We start from the raw sequence: 19,636 nt of genomic DNA on the forward strand, positions 1-19,636 counted from the left end.
CAAACACGCTCTAGTACATCGTTTCGTAAATAACTATACCAATCGCGTAGGATGTGAATTCGAGTGTGCAGGTATAAAAACGCAGGCGTAGCGGGCTACGCCGAGGCTTTTATACCTGTGCAATCGGATTCACAGACAAGTGAGTGGTATAGTTATTTCGAAAACGATGTACTAGTACGGTGAATAGCCGCAAATTAATTTATACAATCTGTCTGCCAGAAATTTTTGTCCCTGCTCAGTAAGGTGAATCCCATCTGTAGTAATTTCTGAATATCCATAACGACGCGCCTTTTCATTCAATTCCTCATGCAATGTAAGATAAGAAATTTGAAACTGTTCTGATAGCTGGTGGATCATTTGTGATATTTTCTGGCGAAAAGGAAGCCAGGTTCTATAACAGGCAGGCCAGGGAAAAAGAAAAGGCTCCATTAAAATAATGCGCGAGTTCGATTTTGCTAATATTGTTATAAGATCTGCATAGCATTTGTAAAAAGAAAAAAGCATATTCCTCTGCTGAAACGGTGTTCTGTCCGTATTCATTATTAATCCAATATCATTAATTCCGATTAAAATTGTTATAATATCACTTGTAAAATCAGAATCACCCTGAATTCTCTGCAGAAGTCTGTTTATAGTAAAGCCGTCAGTGCCATAATTGCGTACCTGATAGTCTGAGCCGTCCCTTTTAAGACAGTCTGACAGCATTTTTACATAGCCATTGCCAAGGAAATCTCTGGAAAAGCAGTGTTCACAATCGGTGATGCTGTCACCAAGACATGTTAATATTGTCATAATTTTACCTCCGTTAATATTATACTGCAAGAACAAAAAGGTTTATAGTTTTTTTAGAAAAATTTGTAAAAAAAAGACTGGACAAATGGAGATAGAGCACCTATAATAAGACTCACCAGAAGTCATCTGGTATCGAAGGTCATCTTTTCAGATCGACTATTCCCTATTCTACGAAAGATAAAATACAGGAAGCCTTTCTCAAACAGGCTCTAAAATACTTCAAGATAGCCTCCTGTTATTAGTAAACCTATGTAAAAGAAGGGATGGTACGTCTATGCTTTTTTACAGAATATTTCCTGCTATAGCGGCAGGCTGCGCCGCTCTGATGGATATTCAGAGAGCGAAGGTAGACAATGGCTGGCTGCTTTTTTGTGTATTGGTCAGTTTGTTTACGCGAATATGGAAAATAGATGTTAGCAGTCTCGGATCTTGGATATGCGGTCTGCTGGTACCGATACTGATTCTGGGGATTTTATTCATATTCAGAATGCTGGGAGCCGGAGACATCAAGCTCTTGAGTGTTATTGGAAGCATGATCGGACCGACGAAAATTCTCAATTGCATTTCCTATTCCTTTCTGATTGGAGCTGTCATATCAGCTGCTCTTATGATTTCAAGCGGCATTGTCTGCCAGCGAATTCTTTACTTATTACATTACATCAGTGTTTATTTCAAAACAGGAAAAAGAGAACCCTATTACAAAAGCGGTATGCCGTTGGAAAACTTTCATTTCACAGTTCCTATATTTTTAAGTGCATTGCTTTATGCGGGAGGTGTCTATTGAAGAAGAATATTTTTGCTGTCTGTGATCTTGAGGTGGATTATGCCTTGAATTTTATGGATTATCTTAATCATAAGAAAAATATCCCATTTGAGATTCAGGCATTTACCAACGTAGAGAGTCTGATCGCCTATGGGAAAATGAATCACATAGAGTTGCTGCTGATTTCCCAGAAGGCTATGTGCCGTCAGGTGCAGGAATTGGAAATTGGTAAAATTGTTATACTTTCGGAAGGCGTGCACCCACCGGATCTGGACCGTTATCCAAGTGTGTATAAATATCAGGCCTCTTCAGATGTTGTGCGGGAAGTGATGGCGTGTTACGGAGCCGAGAAAGCAGTAGCTCCGGCTGTTTTTCCTGTACTGAAAAAGACCACGGAAATTTATGCAGTATATTCTCCGTTGGGGCGCTGCCTGAAAACATCGTTTGCACTTACATTAGGACAGATTCTGGCAAAAGAAAGAGCTGTTCTTTATCTGAATCTGGAGGAATACTCCGGCTTTGAAGAAATGTTGGGAAAAGGGTTCGCGCAGAATTTAAGTGACCTTCTTTATTTTGTACGGCAGGAAAATGGAAATCTGATTTATAAGATGAACAGTATGGTACAGACAATAAACAATCTGGATTTCATTCCGCCTGTACGTACGCCAGAGGACATACGAGGAACTGCATGGGAAGATTGGGAAAAACTGATACAGGAGATTGTACTTCACAGTAATTACGAATTTGTGATTCTGGATATTGGAGGGGCAGTAGATGGGACTTTTCAAGTTCTGGATATGTGCCGGAAAATTTATATGCCAGTGCTGTCTGATCCGGTATCCATATCCAAGATTTCCCAATTCGAAAACCTGGTAAGAATCTGGGATTATCCGCAGATTCTTACCAGAACTGTAAAGGTACGCCCGCCTTTTCATGGAGGAAATGTGGCACCGGAGAATTATATTGAAGGGCTGCTGTGGAGTGAACTTGGAGATTATGTCAGGGAAATTCTGAGAAAGGAAAAGGAATGAGTCAGGAAATCTTTCGCAAACTGAGACAAATGCTCATGGAGAAGCTGGATGTTTACCGGGAACTTACAGACCAGGAAATTCTGGAAACGATTGATGAGCTGATCGTAAACACTCTGCGGGAATCAGGAGTGAGCCTGAAAGAAAAAGTGCAGCTTCGCCAGGAACTGTTTTATTCCGTCAGGAAGCTTGATGTATTACAGGAATTGATCGAAGATGAAACTGTAACTGAGATTATGGTGAATGGTCCGGATTCTATTTTTGTAGAACGAAAAGGAAAACTGACAAGGTGGCCGAAGTCTTTTACAGATCAGGAAAAGCTGGAGGATGTGATACAACAGATAGTGGGAAAATGCAATCGCATTGTGAATGAATCATCTCCTATAGTAGATGCCAGACTGGAAAATGGCGCCAGAGTCAATGTGGTTGTGGCTCCGGTAGCATTAAATGGTCCAATTCTGACAATAAGACGTTTTCCGGATACTCCAATTACAATGGAAAAGCTGATTGAACTGGGAAGTATAACTCCAGAGTGCGCGTCCTTTTTGGAAAAACTGGTAAGGGCCCGGTATTCAATTGTAATTGGCGGAGGAACGGGAAGTGGGAAGACCACATTCCTGGGGGCTTTGTCAGAGTACATACCAAAAGATGAACGGATTATCACTATTGAGGACAATGCAGAACTGAAGCTTCAAGGGATTGCAAATCTGGTGCGCCTTGAAGCCCGGACAGCGACCATAAACGGAGCACCGGGAGTAAGTATAAGAGATCTTATTAAGTCTGCACTTCGTATGAGACCGGATCGAATAATCGTAGGAGAAGTACGGGGTGGGGAAGCTATGGATATGCTTCAGGCACTGAACACCGGGCATGAAGGCAGTCTTGGAACAGCTCATGCAAACAGTTGCCGTGATATGCTGGCCAGACTGGAAATAATGACATTGATGGCGGAACTGGATCTGCCGCTTCAGGCGGTAAGAAGGCAGATCGCCTCTGGCGTGGATATTCTGGTGCATCTGGGACGTATGCGCGATAAATCAAGAAAACTTCTGGAAGTTTCAGAAGTATGTGCGTATGCGGATGGTGAAATCAGGATACAACCATTGTATCAATGGCAGGATGGGTGTGGTCTGGTGCCTGTGGAGCCTCTCCTGCACAGAGAAAAACTGGAACGGGCGGGGGTGAAATTATGATCAGGCAGAAAGTTGATTATGGAAAATACAGATATTCTCAGAAAGAAATTTTAAAATATATAGGAGAAAGTGCAGCATTGTGTGGTGCTGTAGATTATTTGTTCTATCAAACACCTTGGGTAATGTTACTTGTGGTTCCGGTTTCTGTGTTCTTTCTGAAGTGGAAGAAGAAACAGATGATCAGAGAAAGAAAACGGCGCCTTAATTATCAGTTTCGGGATGCATTGAATTCTATGAGTGTGGCGGTACAGGCTGGATATTCTGTGGAAAATGCAGTTTCTGCCTGTGTGCGTGATCTAGAGCAGCTATATCCGAAGAATGAAGATATTGTAGCTGAATTTCGTTATATAGAGACACAACAGAGAGTGAGTGTGCCGGTAGAAGAATTATTTCTGGATCTTGGGCAGCGCTGTAAGGTTGAGGATATTGAAAACTTTGCTTCAGTTTTGTATACAGCAAAAAGAAGCGGTGGTGATCTTGGAAATGTAATTCAGAAAGTGGCTCGAATGCTGGGCGATAAGATTGATGTAAAAAAAGAAATTGAAGCGACTCTGGCTGCGAAGAAGTCGGAACAGATGATCATGAGTCTTATGCCGGCAGGAATTATTCTTTATCTGCAGCTGGCATCACCGGGATTTCTGGATATTCTCTACGGAAATCCATTTGGAATCTGTGCAATGACAGTCTGTCTTACAGTATATGGAGCTGCTTACTGGATGGGGAAAAGAATTGTGGAAATCGAGGTGTAGTTGATGTGGCTCCATATTGTCATTTTTGTTATATTATTGCTTTTGACCGTATGCAGTACTTTAGGTTGGATCCATGTAGAAAACATTGGTACGGTAAAAGGCAGAAAGATGTTTCTTGTGGTTGCTCTGGCAGGAAATATAACAGGAGGACTGCTGACTTGGACAAAAGGTGGCGGACAGGTATTTGAAGACGGTTATGAGTTGAAAAAGGAGGAAAATGCTTATGAAGAAAAATTTATGGTATCCGTGGAAGGAGAAGAAACAGGCAGTGTCTATGTACAGATCCCGGAAAAAGAACTGGAAAAGGAAGATACCGGGCAGCCGGAAGTGTTGACGAAAGAGGAAGACGAAGAACAGAAGCTTTTGGAATTTGTAGCAAATTATAACAGCGAACTGGAAGACTCTGAGTATTATTATCTTCCATCTGACTGGGAAGGAAGAAAACTGGAGTGGAAAATACCTTATGATACTACCGGAAACATGTTGGCAGCAATTTTCCTTGCAGCAGCATTTGTCATGATTGTTATAATTGCGCGAGAAGAGCAGAAAGCCAGAACGAAAAGATATGAAGAACTGATGATGGACTATCCGGGACTGATTATGAAGTTTACCTTGTTGGTGCAGGCTGGAATGACTGTTCGAAATACGTTTAGGAAGATGGCTTCGGATTATAAAAACAAAAATGAAAAACGTATTGCATATGAAGAGCTTGTTACTGCCTGCCATGAAATGGAGAGTGGAATTTCAGAAATGGAAGCCTATCGCCGCTTTGGTGAAAGGTGCGGACATGTAAAGTATAAAACATTTGCAACATTATTGATCCAGAATCTTCAGAAGGGCAGCCGTCATATGGGAGAAATGCTGGAAAAAGAATCTGTGGAAGCCTGGGATGACAGGAAAAGAAAAGCAAAAGTTCAAGGAGAAGCGGCAACTACCAAATTGTTATTTCCAATGATACTGATGCTGGGCGTTGTAATGGCTATTGTTATGCTGCCGGCCTGTCTGTCCTTTTATGGATAAATCCAATCCGGAGGCCGATTTTCATATTTAAAAAGAAAAGTGCCAAAGGAAATTTTTCAGGCTGAGGGAGGTGAGAAATATGAGCGAACTGCGCAGACTGATGAGAGAATTTTTGTGGGAAGAAGATGCTGTAGGCGTTGTGGAAATTATTCTGATCCTTGTAGTTCTTATTGCACTGGTCATGATTTTTAAAGACCAGTTGACCAGTCTTGTGAAGAATATTCTGTCAAAGATCACAAAGCAAAGTAATTCTATTTAAATGATTTCCAACTAACAAAATGATTTGAAAAGGAGAGGTGCGCCATGGTAAAAAGAGGAAGTATTACTGTTTTTCTGGCCTTAACCCTTGGACTTATTCTGTCCCTGCTGAGCTCAGGACTCGAGTCAGCAAGAATGGCTGCGGCCAGAACTCAGATTTTGAATGGGATGGATATTGGACTGTATTCTTTATTTGGACAATATGACAAGTCCCTTTTAAAGGATTTTGACTTGTTCGCTGTTGACGGAGCCTGTGGGGGAAAGGAAATGAATCTGGCCTCTATATATGATAATCTGGAATCTTATATGAAGCCTGTGATGAAGCAAAATAGTCAGAAATTGTCAGTACAGCAGGGTGGCATTTCCGGTTATCTTCTGATGACAGATTCAGAAGGTGAAGTCTTTTATCAGCAGGCAGTCCAATACATGAAAGAAACTCTTGGAAGCCATGGGGCAAAGCTCCTTTTAAACAAAATTCAAGATATGCAGAAAAAGACAATTGAAGCGGAGCGACAAGGCAATGAGATAGAAAGTAAAGGAACCATTGAAAATTATGAAAGTGAAATGGATACTGCACAACAAAAAAGTCAGGCTTTGCTGGAAGAAAAAAAGAAACAGGAACAGCAGAATGGGCAGGATGGGTTTACAGATGGGAAAATGCTTCCGTCTGTGACAGAAAAGAATCCTCCTGCAAAAGTTGAAAATCCTATTCCAGTAATTCGAAAAGTACGAAAAATGGGACTTCTGGATCTGGTTCTCCCTTTTGGAAAAGAAGTTTCTGACAAAAAGGTAAAAACTAAAGAATTGGTTTCAGGAAGAAAACTTGAAACAGGATTGGCAATGGAGGATTCCGTAAAAGCAGATGGAAGTATGCTCTCCCAGGTTTTGTATCAGCAATATCTCATGGAAAAACTGGGAAACTATATAGAACCAGGAAAGAGCGGCTTGCGCTATCAGATTGAGTACATTATTGGAAAGAAAAACAGTGATGAGGCAAATTTGAAAGATGTAGCGAAAAAACTTTTGATGGTTCGGGAAGGACTTAATGTTGCATATCTGGTTTCAGATGCGCTTATGATGGGACAGATTCATGCCATGGCAGCGGCAATTGCAGCCGCATTTCTTATTCCACCGGCAGTTGTGGTGATTGAAGGTGCGCTGATCCTATGCTGGGCTTTTGCTGAAAGCATTCTGGATGTAAGAGAGCTATTTGCCGGCGGAAAAGTGCCTTTAACTAAGAATGCCTCTAACTGGCAGCTGTCGCTGCAGGGGCTGCCGGCATTGGTAGATAAGTTGGATACGGACAGGCAAAACGATGTAAACGGGTTATCCTATGAGGATTATTTGCAGATATTTTTATTGACAACTTCAAAGGCGCAAAAAGTTAAAGGGGGTATGGATATGATTGAAAGTTCGTTTCGGGAGATGGAAGACTGGAATGAATTTTGTCTGGATCATTGCATTACTGCACTGGAGGCTTCTGTGGATGTAAAGGCAAATAAAAGAAAAGTGTTTACCGTAACGCGGGAATATCACTATATTTAGCTGGAAAATAGATTGTCTTTTGCCATATTACTATATAAGAAAGGCGCAGAAGGATGCTTTCCCGGAAAGGAGATGGAAAATTGATTAAAAGAAAAAAGAGAAAAGATATACAGGCTCTAAGGAGCAGAACAAGAAGGAAGAGTTCTCTGGGAATCCGGTCTGTCAGAAAGTCCCCGCTTTCTGTCAGAAATCTTTTCGGAAAAGTGTCTTTGTGCGCCTTTGGAAAAGAAATAAAAGAGCAGGTAAAAAAAGCCAGTCTTACGATAGAAGCGGCCTTTGCCCTTCCACTCTTTTTCTTTGGAATGGTGACAATGATACATTTTATGGATGTATACAGAATTCAGACGGAACACTTGAGCAAACTGTGTCAGAGTGCAAAGGAAGCCGGAATGTATGCGTATGTGGTGGGAGGCGACGGAGTAGAAGAAATTACGCTTCCTGATGTTTACAAATACAAGCCAATTGGCGGATTGATACCGCTTCCGGTTAAATGGCAGTATAACAAGGTGAGGGTTCATGCCTGGACTGGCGTGGACAGAGGAAATGGGAATAGTGAAGAGAATGAAAAACCGGAAAATATGGTGTATGTAACGGTTTCAGGTTCGGTGTATCACAAAAAGCTGAATTGCAGTCACCTCAATCTGTCGGTTACTAAAGTGTCGGGTGGAAGTGTTTCTTCCAGACGAAATGAAAATGGAGAGAAATATCATGCATGTGAAAGCTGCAGTAGAGGGCAAGCTCCAGGAAGTACAGTTTATATCACAAAATCTGGAAACCGTTATCATAATGACAAAAATTGCAGCGGCTTGAAAAGGTCCGTACGTCTGGTAAAAGAGTCGGAAGCTGGTAATCTGCATGCATGTAAACGATGTGGTTAATAAGAAGAAATGGAAGGGGAATAAAATAATGGAACGAATTTGCATTCTTGCATTTCTTGGAATTAACAGTTGGAAAGATATACGTACAAGAGAAGTTTCACTTTTGTCAATTGTTGTATTTGGAATTGTGGGAATGATAAGAGCCTGCTTTCTTGGAACTGTGAGTGTGGATTTGGTATGGAATGTCTGTATGGGGGCCGCTGTGATCATGCTCAGTATTATCTCGAAAGGCGCTGTTGGGATGGGAGATGGTCTTTTATTTCTGTCGCTTGGAACAGTACTGTCTTTTGAGGAACTTTTGTCAGCATTTTTATTGGGACTTTTTTGCTGCTGTTTTTGGGGAATTGTGGTGTTATTTCTGTCAGGAAAAGGGAAAAAGACTGAGATGCCTTTCGTTCCATTTCTTATGTTGGGATATATTGGAGGTTTGATTTATTGAAAAAGAGAATGAAAAGGGGAAGCATGACAATAGAAGCAGCACTTTTAATGCCGCTGCTTTTGTTGGTTGTGACGATAACTTTGTATTTGTTTTTTTACGTACATAATAAGGTCTGGCTCACAGCCGCGGCTTACGAAGCAGCTCTTGACGGCAGTCTGGAAACGGCACGGCCAGAAGGGAAAAGCCGTGATAAAGCATTAAAAAAAGGAAAAGAACTTGGAAACTCTGGATTTTATGAAAGCAAAAACCTGAAACTTCAGGTCAGCGAAGGAAAAAAAGTGCAGGTAACGTATGATCTTGATATGTTTTCCTTATATGGAGGATTTAACAGTCATTTGCAGGTAAAGGGAAGTGTAAAAGTAATAAAACCGGTAACCTGGATCCGAAAAGTAAAGGGACTTTCTGAGGTGTCAAATAAGCTGAAGGGGTAAAAAATGAAATCAGAATATAAAAGAGATATAAATGGAAATTATCTTGTGCTGTATGAAAATGAAGAACCAGATACTTCTTCTTATCAGATGAGAATGCTGGTTGGCAATTCGATTCCATCTATTCTTAAATGCAGAGTGCAGGGAGTTGATGGACAGTTTATGGTGTGTTATGACATTACCTCCAAACAGTCTTTGCTTTCTCTTTATGAAGAAAAGAAAATGGGTTACGAAGATCTTCAGATGATCCTGGGTGGATTTGTGCAGGTGATGGAAGATATGTCAGAATATTTGCTGAATCCATGCAGGTTAGTATTGAAGCCAGAGTATATGTATGTAGATGTGGAAAAGAGACAGATCTATTTTTGTTATCTTCCTGGATATGATGAAGATGTGAGACAGAAATTTCAGGAACTGACAGAGTATATTCTTCCGATTCTGGATCATGAAGACTCAAAGGCTGTAATGCTTGGGTATGGAATATACAGAAGAGCTTTGGAAGACAGTTTTCATTTGGAATATATAAAAAAGGAACTTTATCAGGATAGAGAGGAAATAGAAAAAACAGTTGGTTCCTCAATTTTGCAGGAATCAGGCACTATGACAGAGAAAAGGTGTAATTCAGATGGCAGTGAGAAAATTGATCTGTTTGAAAATTATGGGGAGTCAAAAGAGGAAAAGCCTCAGGAAGAACATCTGGAAGAGTTGCTTTGGGAGGAAGAATTATCTGAAAAAAAGAAAAAAGATGTTGGGGGTACGTCTAAAGGATTTTTGATTTGGTGTGTAGCAGCTGGATTTTTTGCACTGGTGGTTGTGGCCGCAGAAACACTGGGGTATCTGCCGAGGGTATCTATGCAGGTTATTCTGGGAGTGGCAGCTGGGATTATGGTAATTGGAATGTTGTGTACCTGGGGTGTGTCCGTTATAAAGAATAAGAATTGCATCAGACATGAGAAAAAGGGACATCTGGAAATACAGAATAAAAGAGAAAATAAAAAAGTGAGTGAAGACTCAGGAAAAGATAAGGTGAACTTTAAAGATAGCATTGAAAGAAACACGACTTCAATGCAAAATACAGCAGAAGTATTGCACCAAAAAGAAAAAATATCAATATCACAAAAAAATTGCGGCGAAACAGTGGTGTTATCTGCGAATATTGTTACTGGACCGGCAACTCTTGTAAGCCGTGAACCTGGTGAACTTGCTACGATTTATCTTCAGAATGAACTTACGGTAATTGGAAAAATGGAGAATGCAGCGGATGCGGTGATCGAACTTCCTACAGTAAGCCGGATACACGCGAAGATACGGAAACGGGAGGGAGAATATTATCTTACGGATTTGAATTCACGCAATGGAACATCTGTAAATGGCAAAATTTTAAAAGGGGATGAGGAATATTGCCTTCAGGATCAGGATCAGATAGACTTTGCGCAGGCCAGGTATGTGTTTCTGAAATAAAATAACAGATTTTAAAAATTTACCGGGTTTGATCTGTTGAGGTATCAGAGAAATTGTGCTATACTTATTCTATTATCAGAAAGTAACGAAAACAGTGTTGAAAGTAGACTGAAAATATCGAGGTGATGGCGTGGAAGAAATAAAAAAAGAACCAATAACGGTTCTTTTTATACTTCTGAATATATTGATATTTCTTGTTGTTGATTTTACCGGCGGATCAGAAAATACTGCTCACATGATTGAGTGTGGAGCCGCCTATCCACCGCTGATTCTTGAAAATGGAGAGATATACAGGTTATTTACCTGTATGTTTCTGCATTTTGGAATTTATCATATTGCCAATAATATGCTTGTCCTTTTTGTACTGGGACAGCGCCTGGAACCGGTTGTAGGGAAGATTAAATTTATTTTAATTTACCTTCTTGGCGGTCTTGGTGGAAATATTTTTTCTTTTATTATGGAAATGAAATCAGCGGATTATGCAGTGTCAGCTGGTGCCTCTGGTGCCGTTTTTGCAGTAATGGGAGCAATGCTCTATGTAGTTATTCGAAATCATGGAAGAATTCAGGATATTTCCGTACGACAGATGATGATCATGGCCGGATTCTCATTGTATTTCGGTTTTACAAGTACTGGTGTAGATAATGCAGCCCATGTTGGCGGCATGGTTTGTGGATTTATCCTGGCGGCAGTTCTTTATCATCCGGGAAATTTTTCTGGCAGAACAATGTGGAAGGATGTTTCCCCATCGGATTCAATTTCTGCATAAATGTTTCCGCTGTGAGCCTGGATGATCTCTCTGGTGATTGCCAGCCCCAGTCCGGTTCCACCCTCTTTGAATGTTACAAATGGAGTAAAAATTTCATTCAGCTGTGATTCCGGTATGCCGCATCCATTGTCAGTTATGACAATATGTACCCTTTGGTCACTGGAAAAAGCACATAATTTTACTTTTCCATCAGCACTGGAAATTGCTTCTGCTGCATTTCTGAGCAGATTCAGTAAAGCCTGCTTTAATTTAACGGGATCAATAAAGAGGGCAGGCAGTGAGGGCGAAATATCAGTTTTTAAGGTAATGCCCAGGTACTGGTAAGTGGGCTGGATACTGGAAATAATTTCCTTAAGATAGGCAGTAAAAGCAGTTCTTTTCCGTTCAAGTTTATGGGCATTATTGTAATCCGAAAGATTATTTAACAATTCTTTGGTATACTCCAGATTAGCTGTAATATCATTCCAGTAATCAAATGAGACAACTTCAGGATGTGTGTCTTCAATCATCTGAATCTCACTGTTAATAAGTGCTATGGGATTGCGTATCTCATGGGAAAATCGTGATAGTATCAGATGAAATTCATCCTGTTTTTTGTTTAAGATTAAATTATTTTTCATAAGCTCACCTCAAGTGAAGTGTATCATTGAAGTGGACAAATGACAAATAAAATCGTACTTAAAAAATCGAGATTATTCGACAGAAATAAAAAATACTGTTCCAAAAATTTTTTAAAAAATTTTGGAAAAAAATGTGATTTTCGCTATTATCAGACGTATAATTTATATATTCTATTTGGGAGGATAAGACTATGAGTGATTGTATTTTTTGCAAAATTGCAAACGGAGAGATTCCATCAGCAACATTGTATGAAGATGAAGACTTCAGAGTAATTCTGGATCTGGGTCCTGCAAGTAAAGGACATGCCTTGATCTTGCCGAAAGCGCATGCGGCTAATATCTATGAGATATCAGATGATATGGCTGCGAAAGCAATGATTCTGGCAAAGAAAATGGCCACAAAAATGACCGAGGCGTTAAAGTGCGATGGTTTTAACATTGTACAAAATAATGGCGAACCGGCAGGACAGACTGTTTTTCATTTTCATATGCATCTGATTCCGAGATATGAAGGAGATCAGGTGGGAATTACCTGGAAACCTGGAACTTTAACAGACGAGGTGAAAAATGAAATCCTGGAGAAATTGAAAAGCTGCTAGAAAACGGGGTACACAAGATGAATAGCGAAGAATTTAACACATTTTACAGACGGTATTATAAAGTCTCTGTTAAAATCGCAAATGGAATTGTACAAAGCCGTTTTACAGCCGAGGATGTTACACAGGAGGTATTTTCATACTTTTACGAAATAAAAGAGAGACTGGATGCTTCCAGCGAAGAAAAGCTTCACGCATTGGTGGTATGGAAAACAACCAATAAAGGAAGGGACTACCTGAGAAAATCATATGTAAAGCGGGAAGTAATGTTTGACAATGATGTGGCTGAATTGCAGTATCGTACTACAGAAAGCGCAGAAGCGGCATTACTGGGGCTGGAAAAACAGAAATATTTATCAATGGCATTTGAAGGCCTGCGACGGAAAAATTTAATTAACTATATGATTTTTATGCGAGTTGTAATGGAAGGTGTATCTACTGAAGAAGTAGCGCGCGAATTTGGCTATACAAGAAATAATGTAAATAACAGAGTACTTAGAGCCAGAAAATGGCTTTTAGCAGAAATTTTAAGACTGGAAAAAGAGTAAAATTAAAAAGCATACCTCTGTTAAATAACAGAGGTATGCAGTGTAAAATCAGGAATGAATACATTCTTCAATGAGATTCACAATATGCTGAATAGAATTTAAGTTTTTGCCTGCAGACATAGCCGCAATATATTTATTACGTTCCTGATAGAGTTTGCGGATTGCCTCTAAGAGAGACGCTTCTGTAATCTCTTCCTCCTCCAGTACCATACTGTAACCCTGGCGCTCGAAGGAGCGGGCATTGAGAATCTGATCACCGCGGCTTGCCTTTGCGGACAATGGAATTAAGAGATTTGGCTTTGAAAGTGCGGCAAGTTCACAGATAGCATTAGCTCCTGCACGGGAGATTACTACATCTGCCAATGCAAACATGTCAGGAAGCTGTTCCTGAACATATTCATATTGGACATAACCTGTCAGCTGGATACTTTCATCCGTTTTTCCCTTGCCGCAAATATGAATAACCTGGAATTCTTTCAGCAGTTCAGGAAGAATTTTTCGTACATTTTCGTTTACAGAAGCAGCACCCAGACTGCCGCCAATTACCAAAAGAACTGGTTTATCTGAAGTAAAACCACAATATGCGCGAGCGTGTTCTTTATTACCATGGAGAAGCTCCTGACGAATAGGAGTACCTGTAAGAACTGCCTTATCTTTTGGAAGATTATTTACAGTTTCTGGAAAGTTACAGCAGACTTTTGTGGCGGAAGAAAGGCAAAGCTTATTAGCAAGTCCCGGAGTCATATCAGATTCATGAATGATTGCCGGAATGTGGCGTTTGCCTGCGGCAATTACCACTGGTACTGTTACGAAGCCACCTTTGGAAAATACTACATCAGGCTTTAATTTTTTCATAAGACTTTTAGCCTGAAAATAGCCTTTTATAACGCGAAATGGATCTGAAAAGTTTTTCAAATCAAAATATCGTCTTAATTTACCGGAAGCAATTCCATAGTAAGGAATACCAAGCTCCTCAATAAGCTGTTTTTCAATACCATTGTAGGAGCCGATGTAAGAAATTTTATAACTTTTTTCCTGTAAAGCGGGAATCAGAGCAATATTCGGGGTAACATGTCCGGCAGTACCACCGCCGGTAAGGATAATATGCTTCATAGGATCCTCCTGAATAAGTGTTTAATAGTTACAGTTCACTTTGTGAATAGCGACCTATTTAATAAATATGAACCCCTAAAAGGGAATTGTCAAGAAAAGAAAAAAATCTGGGAGAAAAAAATGAACAAAAAAAAGATAGGAGAGAAAACCGACAGTCTGTTAGAAGCTGAAATGATCAAAGAAGCAAAAATGATAGAAGAAAGTCTTCTTGGAAATGCTGCAAATGATTTTGAGATTTCGGATGAGGAACTGGATGAGGCGTATCAGCAGTTTTTAAAGAAAATGAAAGCAGAAGGCAAACTGGATGAAGATAAAATAAATGAGGCCAATTCTGCAAAAGCTATGAATAATGATACAAAGACTGCTGAAATAGTGAAGTTTCCAGGATTCCGGAACGAGGCGTCCAAAGAGGAAAATTTAAAAGATGCTCAATCAACAGAAAGTTCAGCTGAGGAAATTGATTTTATTGCAGGATTTTCTGATAAGCTACGTCAGTTTGAAAAAGAAGAAAATAAACCCTGGTACAAATATGGAAAGGCAGCAGGGATTGCAGTTCTTGCTGCAATCGGTATTCTTGCCGGAAGTATGGCAAGCCAGGCTGATTCAGCGAAATTTGTCAGCTCTGTTCAGCATATTATAAATAGTGAAGATGTTATGCCATAAAAACAGAAAAATATATGTAATATAAGTAAGAGTTCGGGTAAAAGGGGGAATCTGTATGAAGATCACTTTTATTGGAGCAACACATGAAGTTACCGGGAGCTGCTATTATCTGGAAGCAGCAGGAAAAAAGTTTCTTGTAGACTGTGGAATGGAACAGGGACCTGATTATTATGAAAATAAAGATATTCCTGTGCCTCCGGGAGAATTAGATTTTGTGCTTTTAACACATGCACACATGGATCATTCCGGAAATCTTCCTGCTATTTACGCAAAAGGCTTTAAAGGACCTGTATATGCCACAGAGGCAACCTGTAATCTTTGCGATATTATGCTCCGTGACAGTGCCCATATCCAGATGTTTGAGGCAGAATGGCGTAACCGCAAGGCAAAACGTCAGGGGAAGCCTGAATTTGTTCCAGCTTATACCATGGAGGATGCATTAGGGGTTATTCGTAATTTTGTAGGCTGTCCATATGAGACTGGAATAATTCTTGGCGAGGGGCTGAGAGTAAAGTTTATTGATGCAGGTCACCTTCTTGGATCAAGCAGTATTGAGGTGAATATCTGTGAAGCTGGAGTTGAAAAAACAATTGTATTTTCGGGAGATATAGGAAACAAAAATCAGCCGCTTATAAAAGACCCTGCCTATTTTAGAAAAGCAGACTACGTGGTAATGGAATCTACATACGGAGACCGGAGCCACGGAGAGAGACCAGATTATGTGCGCCTTCTGGCAGATGTCATTCAGGAGACCTTTGACCGGGGCGGTAATGTGGTAATTCCCTCTTTTGCAGTGGGAAGAACGCAGGAGATGCTGTATTTTATCAGACAGATAAAAGCAGAAGGCCTTATTCACGGGCATGATAATTTTAAAGTGTTTGTAGATAGCCCTCTTGCAAATGAAGCAACAAATATTTTCGGTATTCATAAATATGATTGTTTTGATGACGAGGCTCTGGAACTTATTCGAAAAGGAATCAATCCTCTTAGCTTTCCTGGTTTGAAGATATCCGTAACAAGTGAAGACTCAAAAGCAATCAATTTCGATGATGACTGTAAGGTGATTATTTCTGCCAGTGGAATGTGTGATGCAGGAAGAATTAAACATCACCTGAAACATAATCTGTGGCGGGAGGACAGCACCATTCTTTTTGTGGGCTATCAGGCTGTTGGAACTCCGGGACGCGCCCTTTTGGAAGGAACTCAGGAAATAAAACTCTTTGGTGAACCGGTGCACGTTGCAGCAAAAATCTGCCGTATGCCGGGAATCAGTGGCCATGCAGATGTAAATGGTCTGGTTGACTGGATAAAAGCATTTGAAGTAAAGCCTCAGAAAGTGTTTGTTACTCATGGCGAGGATACTGTGACAGAACTGTTTGCTGCAAGACTGCGTGATGAGATGAACTATGATGCATATGCGCCATTCAGTGGAACAGAATTTGATCTGGCTGAAGGCGAATTTCTGTACGAGGCAGAGGGCGTTAAGATACAGAAGCCTGCTGCGTTACAAAAAGCATCTAAGGCTGCAAAGGTATACGAAAAGTTGCTTGCGCTTGGATACAGACTGCTTTCCGTCATACGCAAAAACGAGGGCTGTGCAAACAAAGATCTGGAGAAGTTTTCAAGGGATGTCCAATCTTTATGTGATAAATGGGACAGAACTGATGGGTAAGTGTTACAGTCTGAAAAGAAATCCCCGGGACAAAAATCCCGGGGAAGTAATTATGAAATCGCTTCTTTTAAAGCAGTGGCAAGCTGGTCTGGGCATGAAGTAGGTCTGCGTCCACACTGGATTCCCTCCAGGCGTGCAATTACTTCTTTCGCCGGCATACCTTCTACAAGTTTGGCAACTCCCTGTGTATTTCCAGAACATCCACCAATAAATTTCACATTGTGAACTTTCTGTTCATCATCAATATCATATTGAATTGCCATAGAACAAACACCTTTTGTTTTATATTCCATTGTTTTTTCCTCCAATCGTTATGTAAAATCAGGAGCTCAGGAACGCTGGTCAGGTTATGAACAGCAATAGCTTTGCACCTTCTCTCATTATAGCAGAAGATATTATAAGTTTCCATGCCAAATTTAAGTTGGATATAGCAAGAAGTTTTGGTATAATGTCAGATGAAGAAGCAGTTAACTTTCAAAAACAGAGGAGAATGCTAAATGAAAACAATTGGTATTATTGGCGCAATGGAAGTTGAAGTTGCGATTTTAAAAGAAAAAATGGAAGATGTACGAATTATAAAAAAAGCTTCCATGGATTTTTATGAGGGAATACTTGCTGGGAAAAAGGTTGTTGTAGTGCGTTCCGGAATTGGCAAGGTAAATGCTGGTATCTGTGCTCAGATTCTGGCAGATGTATTTTCAGTAGATGCGATCATTAATACAGGAATTGCAGGAAGCTTAAATAAAAATATTAATATCGGTGATATTGTTCTTTCCACAGATGTTGTACAGCATGATATGGATGCTACCGGATTTGGATACCGCAAGGGACAGATTCCGCAAATGCCTGTATTTTTCTTTAATGCAGATGATAATCTCCGCAGACTTGCTGCAGAAGTATGTAAGGAAGTAAATCCGGATATTCAGGTATTTGAAGGAAGAATTGCTTCTGGAGACCAGTTTGTCTGCGATCAGGATGTTAAGAATCGAATTGTATCAGAGTTTTCAGCATATGCGACTGAAATGGAAGGTGCAGCCATTGGACAGGCAGCATACTTAAATGAAATTCCGTTTCTGGTTGTCCGTGCTATTTCTGATAAGGCTGATGGAAGTGCGCAGATGGATTACAGCGAATTTGAGAAAGCAGCTGTTGACCATAGTGTGAGGCTTACTTTAAATATGCTGGCGCGTATTTGAAAAATCATTCCCGCAATCTGCACGCCCCACTTTGCGGTATATTTTTCCCGAATTCAGTTGCCGTAGCCCGCTACGGCGCCATCATCCGGGCAAAATCTTCCACAAATTGTGACGTACATCTTGCAGAAAGCCTTTTTCAAACACGCTTTGGCGCGTATTTGAAAAATGGTGCAATTGACCGAAAAACGGAAGCTTGCATATAATGAGAGTGAAATGGAAAAGGAATCGAAATTGCTGATATGATATATAAAGATTTTTATCCATTTTACACAAGCTATGCAAATCCCTTGCTCTACCGGGGAGAAAAGGAACAAGAAGAGGAATTTTTTCTGATGAAATCCTACTATCCGGACACTGCCAGAAAGATACAGGAAAAAGTGGAAGAAGAATGTGATCTTCAGGATTATGAAGGCAGCCGGCTTTACGATGAATATCCTGACAGGTTTATGTTGTATCACCTTGGAAGGAAGATCGTGGATGAAGTAAAATCAGAGGCTGATATGGAAGCAATGTCTGATGGACTTCTTGGTGATCTGGTAGAAGTGCTTCTTTTTCATGAAATATCACGAAGAAGATGCCGACGAAGAAGATGCAGGGGAGATTTTTACAGATAAGACGCATCAAAATGACAATTAGAGGTTGCTGTGAGCGGAGTGAACAGTAACGATTACAGAATATAAAAGAAAATAATTATAATAAAAATGAAAACAATAGATGAATATTTAGAGGAACAGATAAATGAACAGCTGTGTCAAGCTATCCTAAGCGGCAGCAGAGGGGACGGACCATCCAAAGTAAAAATACGCCCGGTAGAAATCCGGGGGAAGGTGGTTTATCAGGCTTCTGAAACTGTAGGGACGAAGGTGCTCCATAAAAATTATTCCAGAGAGGAACTGATTTCATATTTAAAAGCGGGGCTGCAGCATGATTTTTCTCAGCTTCAGGCAAGTGGGATGGCGCTGGATGGAACTATTCTGGTAAGCAAAAAAGGAAAGATGACCATAAAGACCAGACGTCATCCCGAAAATGGAAAAGGTCTGGCTTTCGGAAAGGACAAGACCTTCAGCAAGGGCACGCAGATATTGGCCCACAATCGTGTAAAGCAGTACATACTTAAGGAAAATATTCCAGTCCCCTTTCTTGTTGATCTTGGTGTTATGAATAAGGAAGGCAGGATTATTACCCAAAAATACGATAAGTTCCGACAGATCAATCGATTTCTGGAATTTATTCAGGACATTCTTCCAAGACTGGATCAACAGCGGGAAGTGACCATTCTTGATTTTGGATGCGGAAAGTCCTATCTTACATTTGCCATGTATTACTATCTGAGAGAACTGAAAGGTTATGATGTAAATATTATTGGTCTGGATCTGAAAACAGATGTAATAGAAAAATGTAATCATCTTGCAGTAAAGTATGGATATGAAAAACTGCATTTTTATCAGGGAGATATTGCTGATTATGAAGGTGTTTCTTCTGTTGATATGGTAGTAACCTTGCATGCCTGTGACACAGCTACAGATTATGCTCTTGCGAAGGCTGTGGAATGGGGAGCGAAAGTTATTTTGTCTGTACCCTGCTGTCAGCATGAGGTAAATAGACAGATAAAAAATGAAGTGTTGGAGCCTGTACTGAAATATGGCATTCTTAAGGAGAGAATGGCTGCTTTGATGACAGATGGAATTCGAGCCAATCTGCTGGAAAGTATGGGGTACGAAACTCAGATTCTGGAATTTATTGATATGGAGCATACACCCAAGAATTTGCTGATCCGTGCTGTAAAGACAGGCAAACCAAAAGATATGAAGAGTACAGTGCAGCTTATGAAGGAACTGCATATAAATCCTACACTGGAAAGACTTCTGTACCGTGAAGGGGAGGTACAATCAGAGAGTTAAGAGG

At 40.3% G+C, this 19,636-nt stretch carries 23 protein-coding genes and 2 pseudogenes; 20 read left to right on the forward strand and 5 right to left on the reverse strand.

Annotated elements, in window-relative coordinates; all coding sequences use genetic code 11:
• Positions 1-171: 171 nt before the first annotated feature.
• Positions 172-792: an SGNH/GDSL hydrolase family protein gene (locus tag LIZ66_RS05555; protein ID WP_173719044.1), complete on the reverse strand. Its 621-nt coding sequence runs from the start codon at positions 790-792 to the stop codon at positions 172-174.
• A 274-nt stretch (positions 793-1,066) separates the two neighbouring features.
• Here LIZ66_RS05555 and LIZ66_RS05560 point away from each other — a divergent pair, with 274 nt between their 5' ends.
• The 12 genes from LIZ66_RS05560 (at position 1,067) to LIZ66_RS05615 (ending at position 11,323) form a co-directional block, all read left to right on the forward strand.
• Positions 1,067-1,576 carry a prepilin peptidase gene (locus LIZ66_RS05560; RefSeq protein ID WP_173719045.1) on the forward strand — a complete coding sequence of 170 codons (510 nt, stop codon included), beginning with the start codon at positions 1,067-1,069 and terminating at the stop codon, positions 1,574-1,576.
• The gene (locus LIZ66_RS05565; RefSeq protein WP_226836621.1) at positions 1,573-2,586 is read left to right on the forward strand and encodes a P-loop NTPase family protein; all 1,014 of its coding nucleotides are present in this window, start codon (positions 1,573-1,575) and stop codon (positions 2,584-2,586) included. The genes LIZ66_RS05560 and LIZ66_RS05565 overlap by 4 nt, the downstream gene beginning before the upstream one ends.
• Positions 2,583-3,776 carry a TadA family conjugal transfer-associated ATPase gene (locus LIZ66_RS05570; RefSeq protein ID WP_118578010.1) on the forward strand — a complete coding sequence of 398 codons (1,194 nt, stop codon included), beginning with the start codon at positions 2,583-2,585 and terminating at the stop codon, positions 3,774-3,776. Before LIZ66_RS05565 ends, LIZ66_RS05570 begins: the two co-directional genes overlap by 4 nt.
• Entirely contained in the window at positions 3,773-4,525 is a 753-nt protein-coding gene (locus LIZ66_RS05575) for a type II secretion system F family protein (protein WP_173719046.1), read from the forward strand. Before LIZ66_RS05570 ends, LIZ66_RS05575 begins: the two co-directional genes overlap by 4 nt.
• Positions 4,526-4,528: 3 nt before the next feature.
• Positions 4,529-5,545, forward strand: a complete 1,017-nt coding sequence (locus LIZ66_RS05580) for a type II secretion system F family protein (protein ID WP_173719047.1) — start codon at positions 4,529-4,531, stop codon at positions 5,543-5,545.
• 79 nt (positions 5,546-5,624) lie between these two features.
• The gene (locus LIZ66_RS05585; RefSeq protein ID WP_118578007.1) at positions 5,625-5,804 is read left to right on the forward strand and encodes a Flp1 family type IVb pilin; all 180 of its coding nucleotides are present in this window, start codon (positions 5,625-5,627) and stop codon (positions 5,802-5,804) included.
• Between the two features lie 44 nt (positions 5,805-5,848).
• Positions 5,849-7,348 (forward strand): DUF5702 domain-containing protein, encoded by a 1,500-nt coding sequence (locus tag LIZ66_RS05590; RefSeq protein WP_173719048.1) that lies wholly within the window; start codon positions 5,849-5,851, stop codon positions 7,346-7,348.
• An 80-nt stretch (positions 7,349-7,428) separates the two neighbouring features.
• Positions 7,429-8,226, forward strand: a complete 798-nt coding sequence (locus tag LIZ66_RS05595; RefSeq protein ID WP_173719049.1) for a hypothetical protein — start codon at positions 7,429-7,431, stop codon at positions 8,224-8,226.
• Positions 8,227-8,254: 28 nt separating this feature from the next.
• Entirely contained in the window at positions 8,255-8,665 is a 411-nt protein-coding gene (locus LIZ66_RS05600; RefSeq protein ID WP_173719050.1) for a prepilin peptidase, read from the forward strand.
• A complete protein-coding gene (locus tag LIZ66_RS05605; protein WP_227200609.1) occupies positions 8,662-9,096 on the forward strand; it encodes a TadE/TadG family type IV pilus assembly protein in 435 nt (144 codons plus the stop codon). Before LIZ66_RS05600 ends, LIZ66_RS05605 begins: the two co-directional genes overlap by 4 nt.
• Before the next feature lie 3 nt (positions 9,097-9,099).
• On the forward strand, positions 9,100-10,554 hold the full coding sequence (locus tag LIZ66_RS05610; protein ID WP_118578003.1) for a DUF6382 domain-containing protein: 1,455 nt from the start codon (positions 9,100-9,102) through the stop codon (positions 10,552-10,554).
• A gap of 130 nt (positions 10,555-10,684) precedes the next feature.
• The gene (locus LIZ66_RS05615) at positions 10,685-11,323 is read left to right on the forward strand and encodes a rhomboid family intramembrane serine protease (RefSeq protein ID WP_226855113.1); all 639 of its coding nucleotides are present in this window, start codon (positions 10,685-10,687) and stop codon (positions 11,321-11,323) included.
• On the opposite strand, the gene LIZ66_RS05620 is transcribed toward LIZ66_RS05615, so the two are convergent.
• Entirely contained in the window at positions 11,254-11,943 is a 690-nt protein-coding gene (locus LIZ66_RS05620; RefSeq protein WP_148462200.1) for a sensor histidine kinase, read from the reverse strand. The genes LIZ66_RS05615 and LIZ66_RS05620 overlap by 70 nt on opposite strands.
• A 191-nt stretch (positions 11,944-12,134) precedes the next feature.
• Here LIZ66_RS05620 and LIZ66_RS05625 point away from each other — a divergent pair, with 191 nt between their 5' ends.
• Both LIZ66_RS05625 and LIZ66_RS05630 read left to right on the forward strand, forming a co-directional pair.
• Positions 12,135-12,542: an HIT family protein gene (locus tag LIZ66_RS05625; RefSeq protein ID WP_118578001.1), complete on the forward strand. Its 408-nt coding sequence runs from the start codon at positions 12,135-12,137 to the stop codon at positions 12,540-12,542.
• A 17-nt stretch (positions 12,543-12,559) separates the two neighbouring features.
• Positions 12,560-13,087 (forward strand): RNA polymerase sigma factor, encoded by a 528-nt coding sequence (locus LIZ66_RS05630; RefSeq protein ID WP_118578000.1) that lies wholly within the window; start codon positions 12,560-12,562, stop codon positions 13,085-13,087.
• A gap of 48 nt (positions 13,088-13,135) precedes the next feature.
• On the opposite strand, the gene LIZ66_RS05635 is transcribed toward LIZ66_RS05630, so the two are convergent.
• A complete protein-coding gene (locus LIZ66_RS05635) occupies positions 13,136-14,200 on the reverse strand; it encodes an undecaprenyldiphospho-muramoylpentapeptide beta-N-acetylglucosaminyltransferase (protein ID WP_173719051.1) in 1,065 nt (354 codons plus the stop codon).
• A gap of 120 nt (positions 14,201-14,320) precedes the next feature.
• On the opposite strand from LIZ66_RS05635, the gene LIZ66_RS05640 reads away from it, so the two are divergent.
• Positions 14,321-14,863, forward strand: a complete 543-nt coding sequence (locus LIZ66_RS05640; RefSeq protein WP_173719052.1) for a hypothetical protein — start codon at positions 14,321-14,323, stop codon at positions 14,861-14,863.
• Positions 14,864-14,918: 55 nt separating this feature from the next.
• Entirely contained in the window at positions 14,919-16,535 is a 1,617-nt protein-coding gene (locus LIZ66_RS05645; RefSeq protein ID WP_118577997.1) for an MBL fold metallo-hydrolase RNA specificity domain-containing protein, read from the forward strand.
• A 50-nt stretch (positions 16,536-16,585) separates the two neighbouring features.
• On the opposite strand, the gene LIZ66_RS05650 is transcribed toward LIZ66_RS05645, so the two are convergent.
• Positions 16,586-16,828: a TIGR03905 family TSCPD domain-containing protein gene (locus LIZ66_RS05650; protein WP_118577996.1), complete on the reverse strand. Its 243-nt coding sequence runs from the start codon at positions 16,826-16,828 to the stop codon at positions 16,586-16,588.
• Positions 16,829-17,032: 204 nt separating this feature from the next.
• On the opposite strand from LIZ66_RS05650, the gene LIZ66_RS05655 reads away from it, so the two are divergent.
• Entirely contained in the window at positions 17,033-17,731 is a 699-nt protein-coding gene (locus LIZ66_RS05655; protein WP_118577995.1) for a 5'-methylthioadenosine/adenosylhomocysteine nucleosidase, read from the forward strand.
• On the opposite strand, the pseudogene LIZ66_RS19080 reads toward LIZ66_RS05655, so the two are convergent.
• A pseudogene (locus LIZ66_RS19080) lies at positions 17,659-17,850 on the reverse strand (DUF6783 domain-containing protein). The gene LIZ66_RS05655 and the pseudogene LIZ66_RS19080 sit on opposite strands and share 73 nt — an antisense overlap.
• On the opposite strand from LIZ66_RS19080, the pseudogene LIZ66_RS19085 reads away from it, so the two are divergent.
• From LIZ66_RS19085 to LIZ66_RS05665, 3 genes and pseudogenes are all read left to right on the forward strand, one after another.
• Positions 17,788-17,934, forward strand: a pseudogene (locus tag LIZ66_RS19085) (DUF6783 domain-containing protein); the annotation flags it as partial. The pseudogenes LIZ66_RS19080 and LIZ66_RS19085 sit on opposite strands and share 63 nt — an antisense overlap.
• A gap of 129 nt (positions 17,935-18,063) precedes the next feature.
• Complete coding sequence (locus tag LIZ66_RS05660; protein WP_227227634.1) at positions 18,064-18,345, forward strand: hypothetical protein; 282 nt, start codon at positions 18,064-18,066, stop codon at positions 18,343-18,345.
• Between the two features lie 87 nt (positions 18,346-18,432).
• The gene (locus LIZ66_RS05665; protein WP_173715847.1) at positions 18,433-19,632 is read left to right on the forward strand and encodes a methyltransferase; all 1,200 of its coding nucleotides are present in this window, start codon (positions 18,433-18,435) and stop codon (positions 19,630-19,632) included.
• Positions 19,633-19,636: the final 4 nt, after the last annotated feature.

Source organism: Blautia faecis (assembly GCF_020554845.1).
In the GTDB taxonomy this organism is placed as follows: domain Bacteria; phylum Bacillota; class Clostridia; order Lachnospirales; family Lachnospiraceae; genus Blautia_A; species Blautia_A faecis.

Excerpts from the sequence above, each read along its gene's own strand:
- LIZ66_RS05555 (WP_173719044.1), bottom strand. The coding sequence starts at position 792 with ATGACAATATTAACATGTCTTGGTGACAGCATCACCGATTGTGAACAC.
- LIZ66_RS05560 (WP_173719045.1), top strand. The coding sequence starts at position 1,067 with ATGCTTTTTTACAGAATATTTCCTGCTATAGCGGCAGGCTGCGCCGCT.
- LIZ66_RS05570 (WP_118578010.1), top strand. The coding sequence starts at position 2,583 with ATGAGTCAGGAAATCTTTCGCAAACTGAGACAAATGCTCATGGAGAAG.
- LIZ66_RS05575 (WP_173719046.1), top strand. The coding sequence starts at position 3,773 with ATGATCAGGCAGAAAGTTGATTATGGAAAATACAGATATTCTCAGAAA.
- LIZ66_RS05580 (WP_173719047.1), top strand. The coding sequence starts at position 4,529 with ATGTGGCTCCATATTGTCATTTTTGTTATATTATTGCTTTTGACCGTA.
- LIZ66_RS05585 (WP_118578007.1), top strand. The coding sequence starts at position 5,625 with ATGAGCGAACTGCGCAGACTGATGAGAGAATTTTTGTGGGAAGAAGAT.
- LIZ66_RS05590 (WP_173719048.1), top strand. The coding sequence starts at position 5,849 with ATGGTAAAAAGAGGAAGTATTACTGTTTTTCTGGCCTTAACCCTTGGA.
- LIZ66_RS05600 (WP_173719050.1), top strand. The coding sequence starts at position 8,255 with ATGGAACGAATTTGCATTCTTGCATTTCTTGGAATTAACAGTTGGAAA.
- LIZ66_RS05610 (WP_118578003.1), top strand. The coding sequence starts at position 9,100 with ATGAAATCAGAATATAAAAGAGATATAAATGGAAATTATCTTGTGCTG.
- LIZ66_RS05620 (WP_148462200.1), bottom strand. The coding sequence starts at position 11,943 with ATGAAAAATAATTTAATCTTAAACAAAAAACAGGATGAATTTCATCTG.
- LIZ66_RS05625 (WP_118578001.1), top strand. The coding sequence starts at position 12,135 with ATGAGTGATTGTATTTTTTGCAAAATTGCAAACGGAGAGATTCCATCA.
- LIZ66_RS05630 (WP_118578000.1), top strand. The coding sequence starts at position 12,560 with ATGAATAGCGAAGAATTTAACACATTTTACAGACGGTATTATAAAGTC.
- LIZ66_RS05635 (WP_173719051.1), bottom strand. The coding sequence starts at position 14,200 with ATGAAGCATATTATCCTTACCGGCGGTGGTACTGCCGGACATGTTACC.
- LIZ66_RS05640 (WP_173719052.1), top strand. The coding sequence starts at position 14,321 with ATGAACAAAAAAAAGATAGGAGAGAAAACCGACAGTCTGTTAGAAGCT.
- LIZ66_RS05645 (WP_118577997.1), top strand. The coding sequence starts at position 14,919 with ATGAAGATCACTTTTATTGGAGCAACACATGAAGTTACCGGGAGCTGC.
- LIZ66_RS05650 (WP_118577996.1), bottom strand. The coding sequence starts at position 16,828 with ATGGAATATAAAACAAAAGGTGTTTGTTCTATGGCAATTCAATATGAT.
- LIZ66_RS05655 (WP_118577995.1), top strand. The coding sequence starts at position 17,033 with ATGAAAACAATTGGTATTATTGGCGCAATGGAAGTTGAAGTTGCGATT.
- LIZ66_RS05660 (WP_227227634.1), top strand. The coding sequence starts at position 18,064 with ATGAAATCCTACTATCCGGACACTGCCAGAAAGATACAGGAAAAAGTG.
- LIZ66_RS05665 (WP_173715847.1), top strand. The coding sequence starts at position 18,433 with ATGAAAACAATAGATGAATATTTAGAGGAACAGATAAATGAACAGCTG.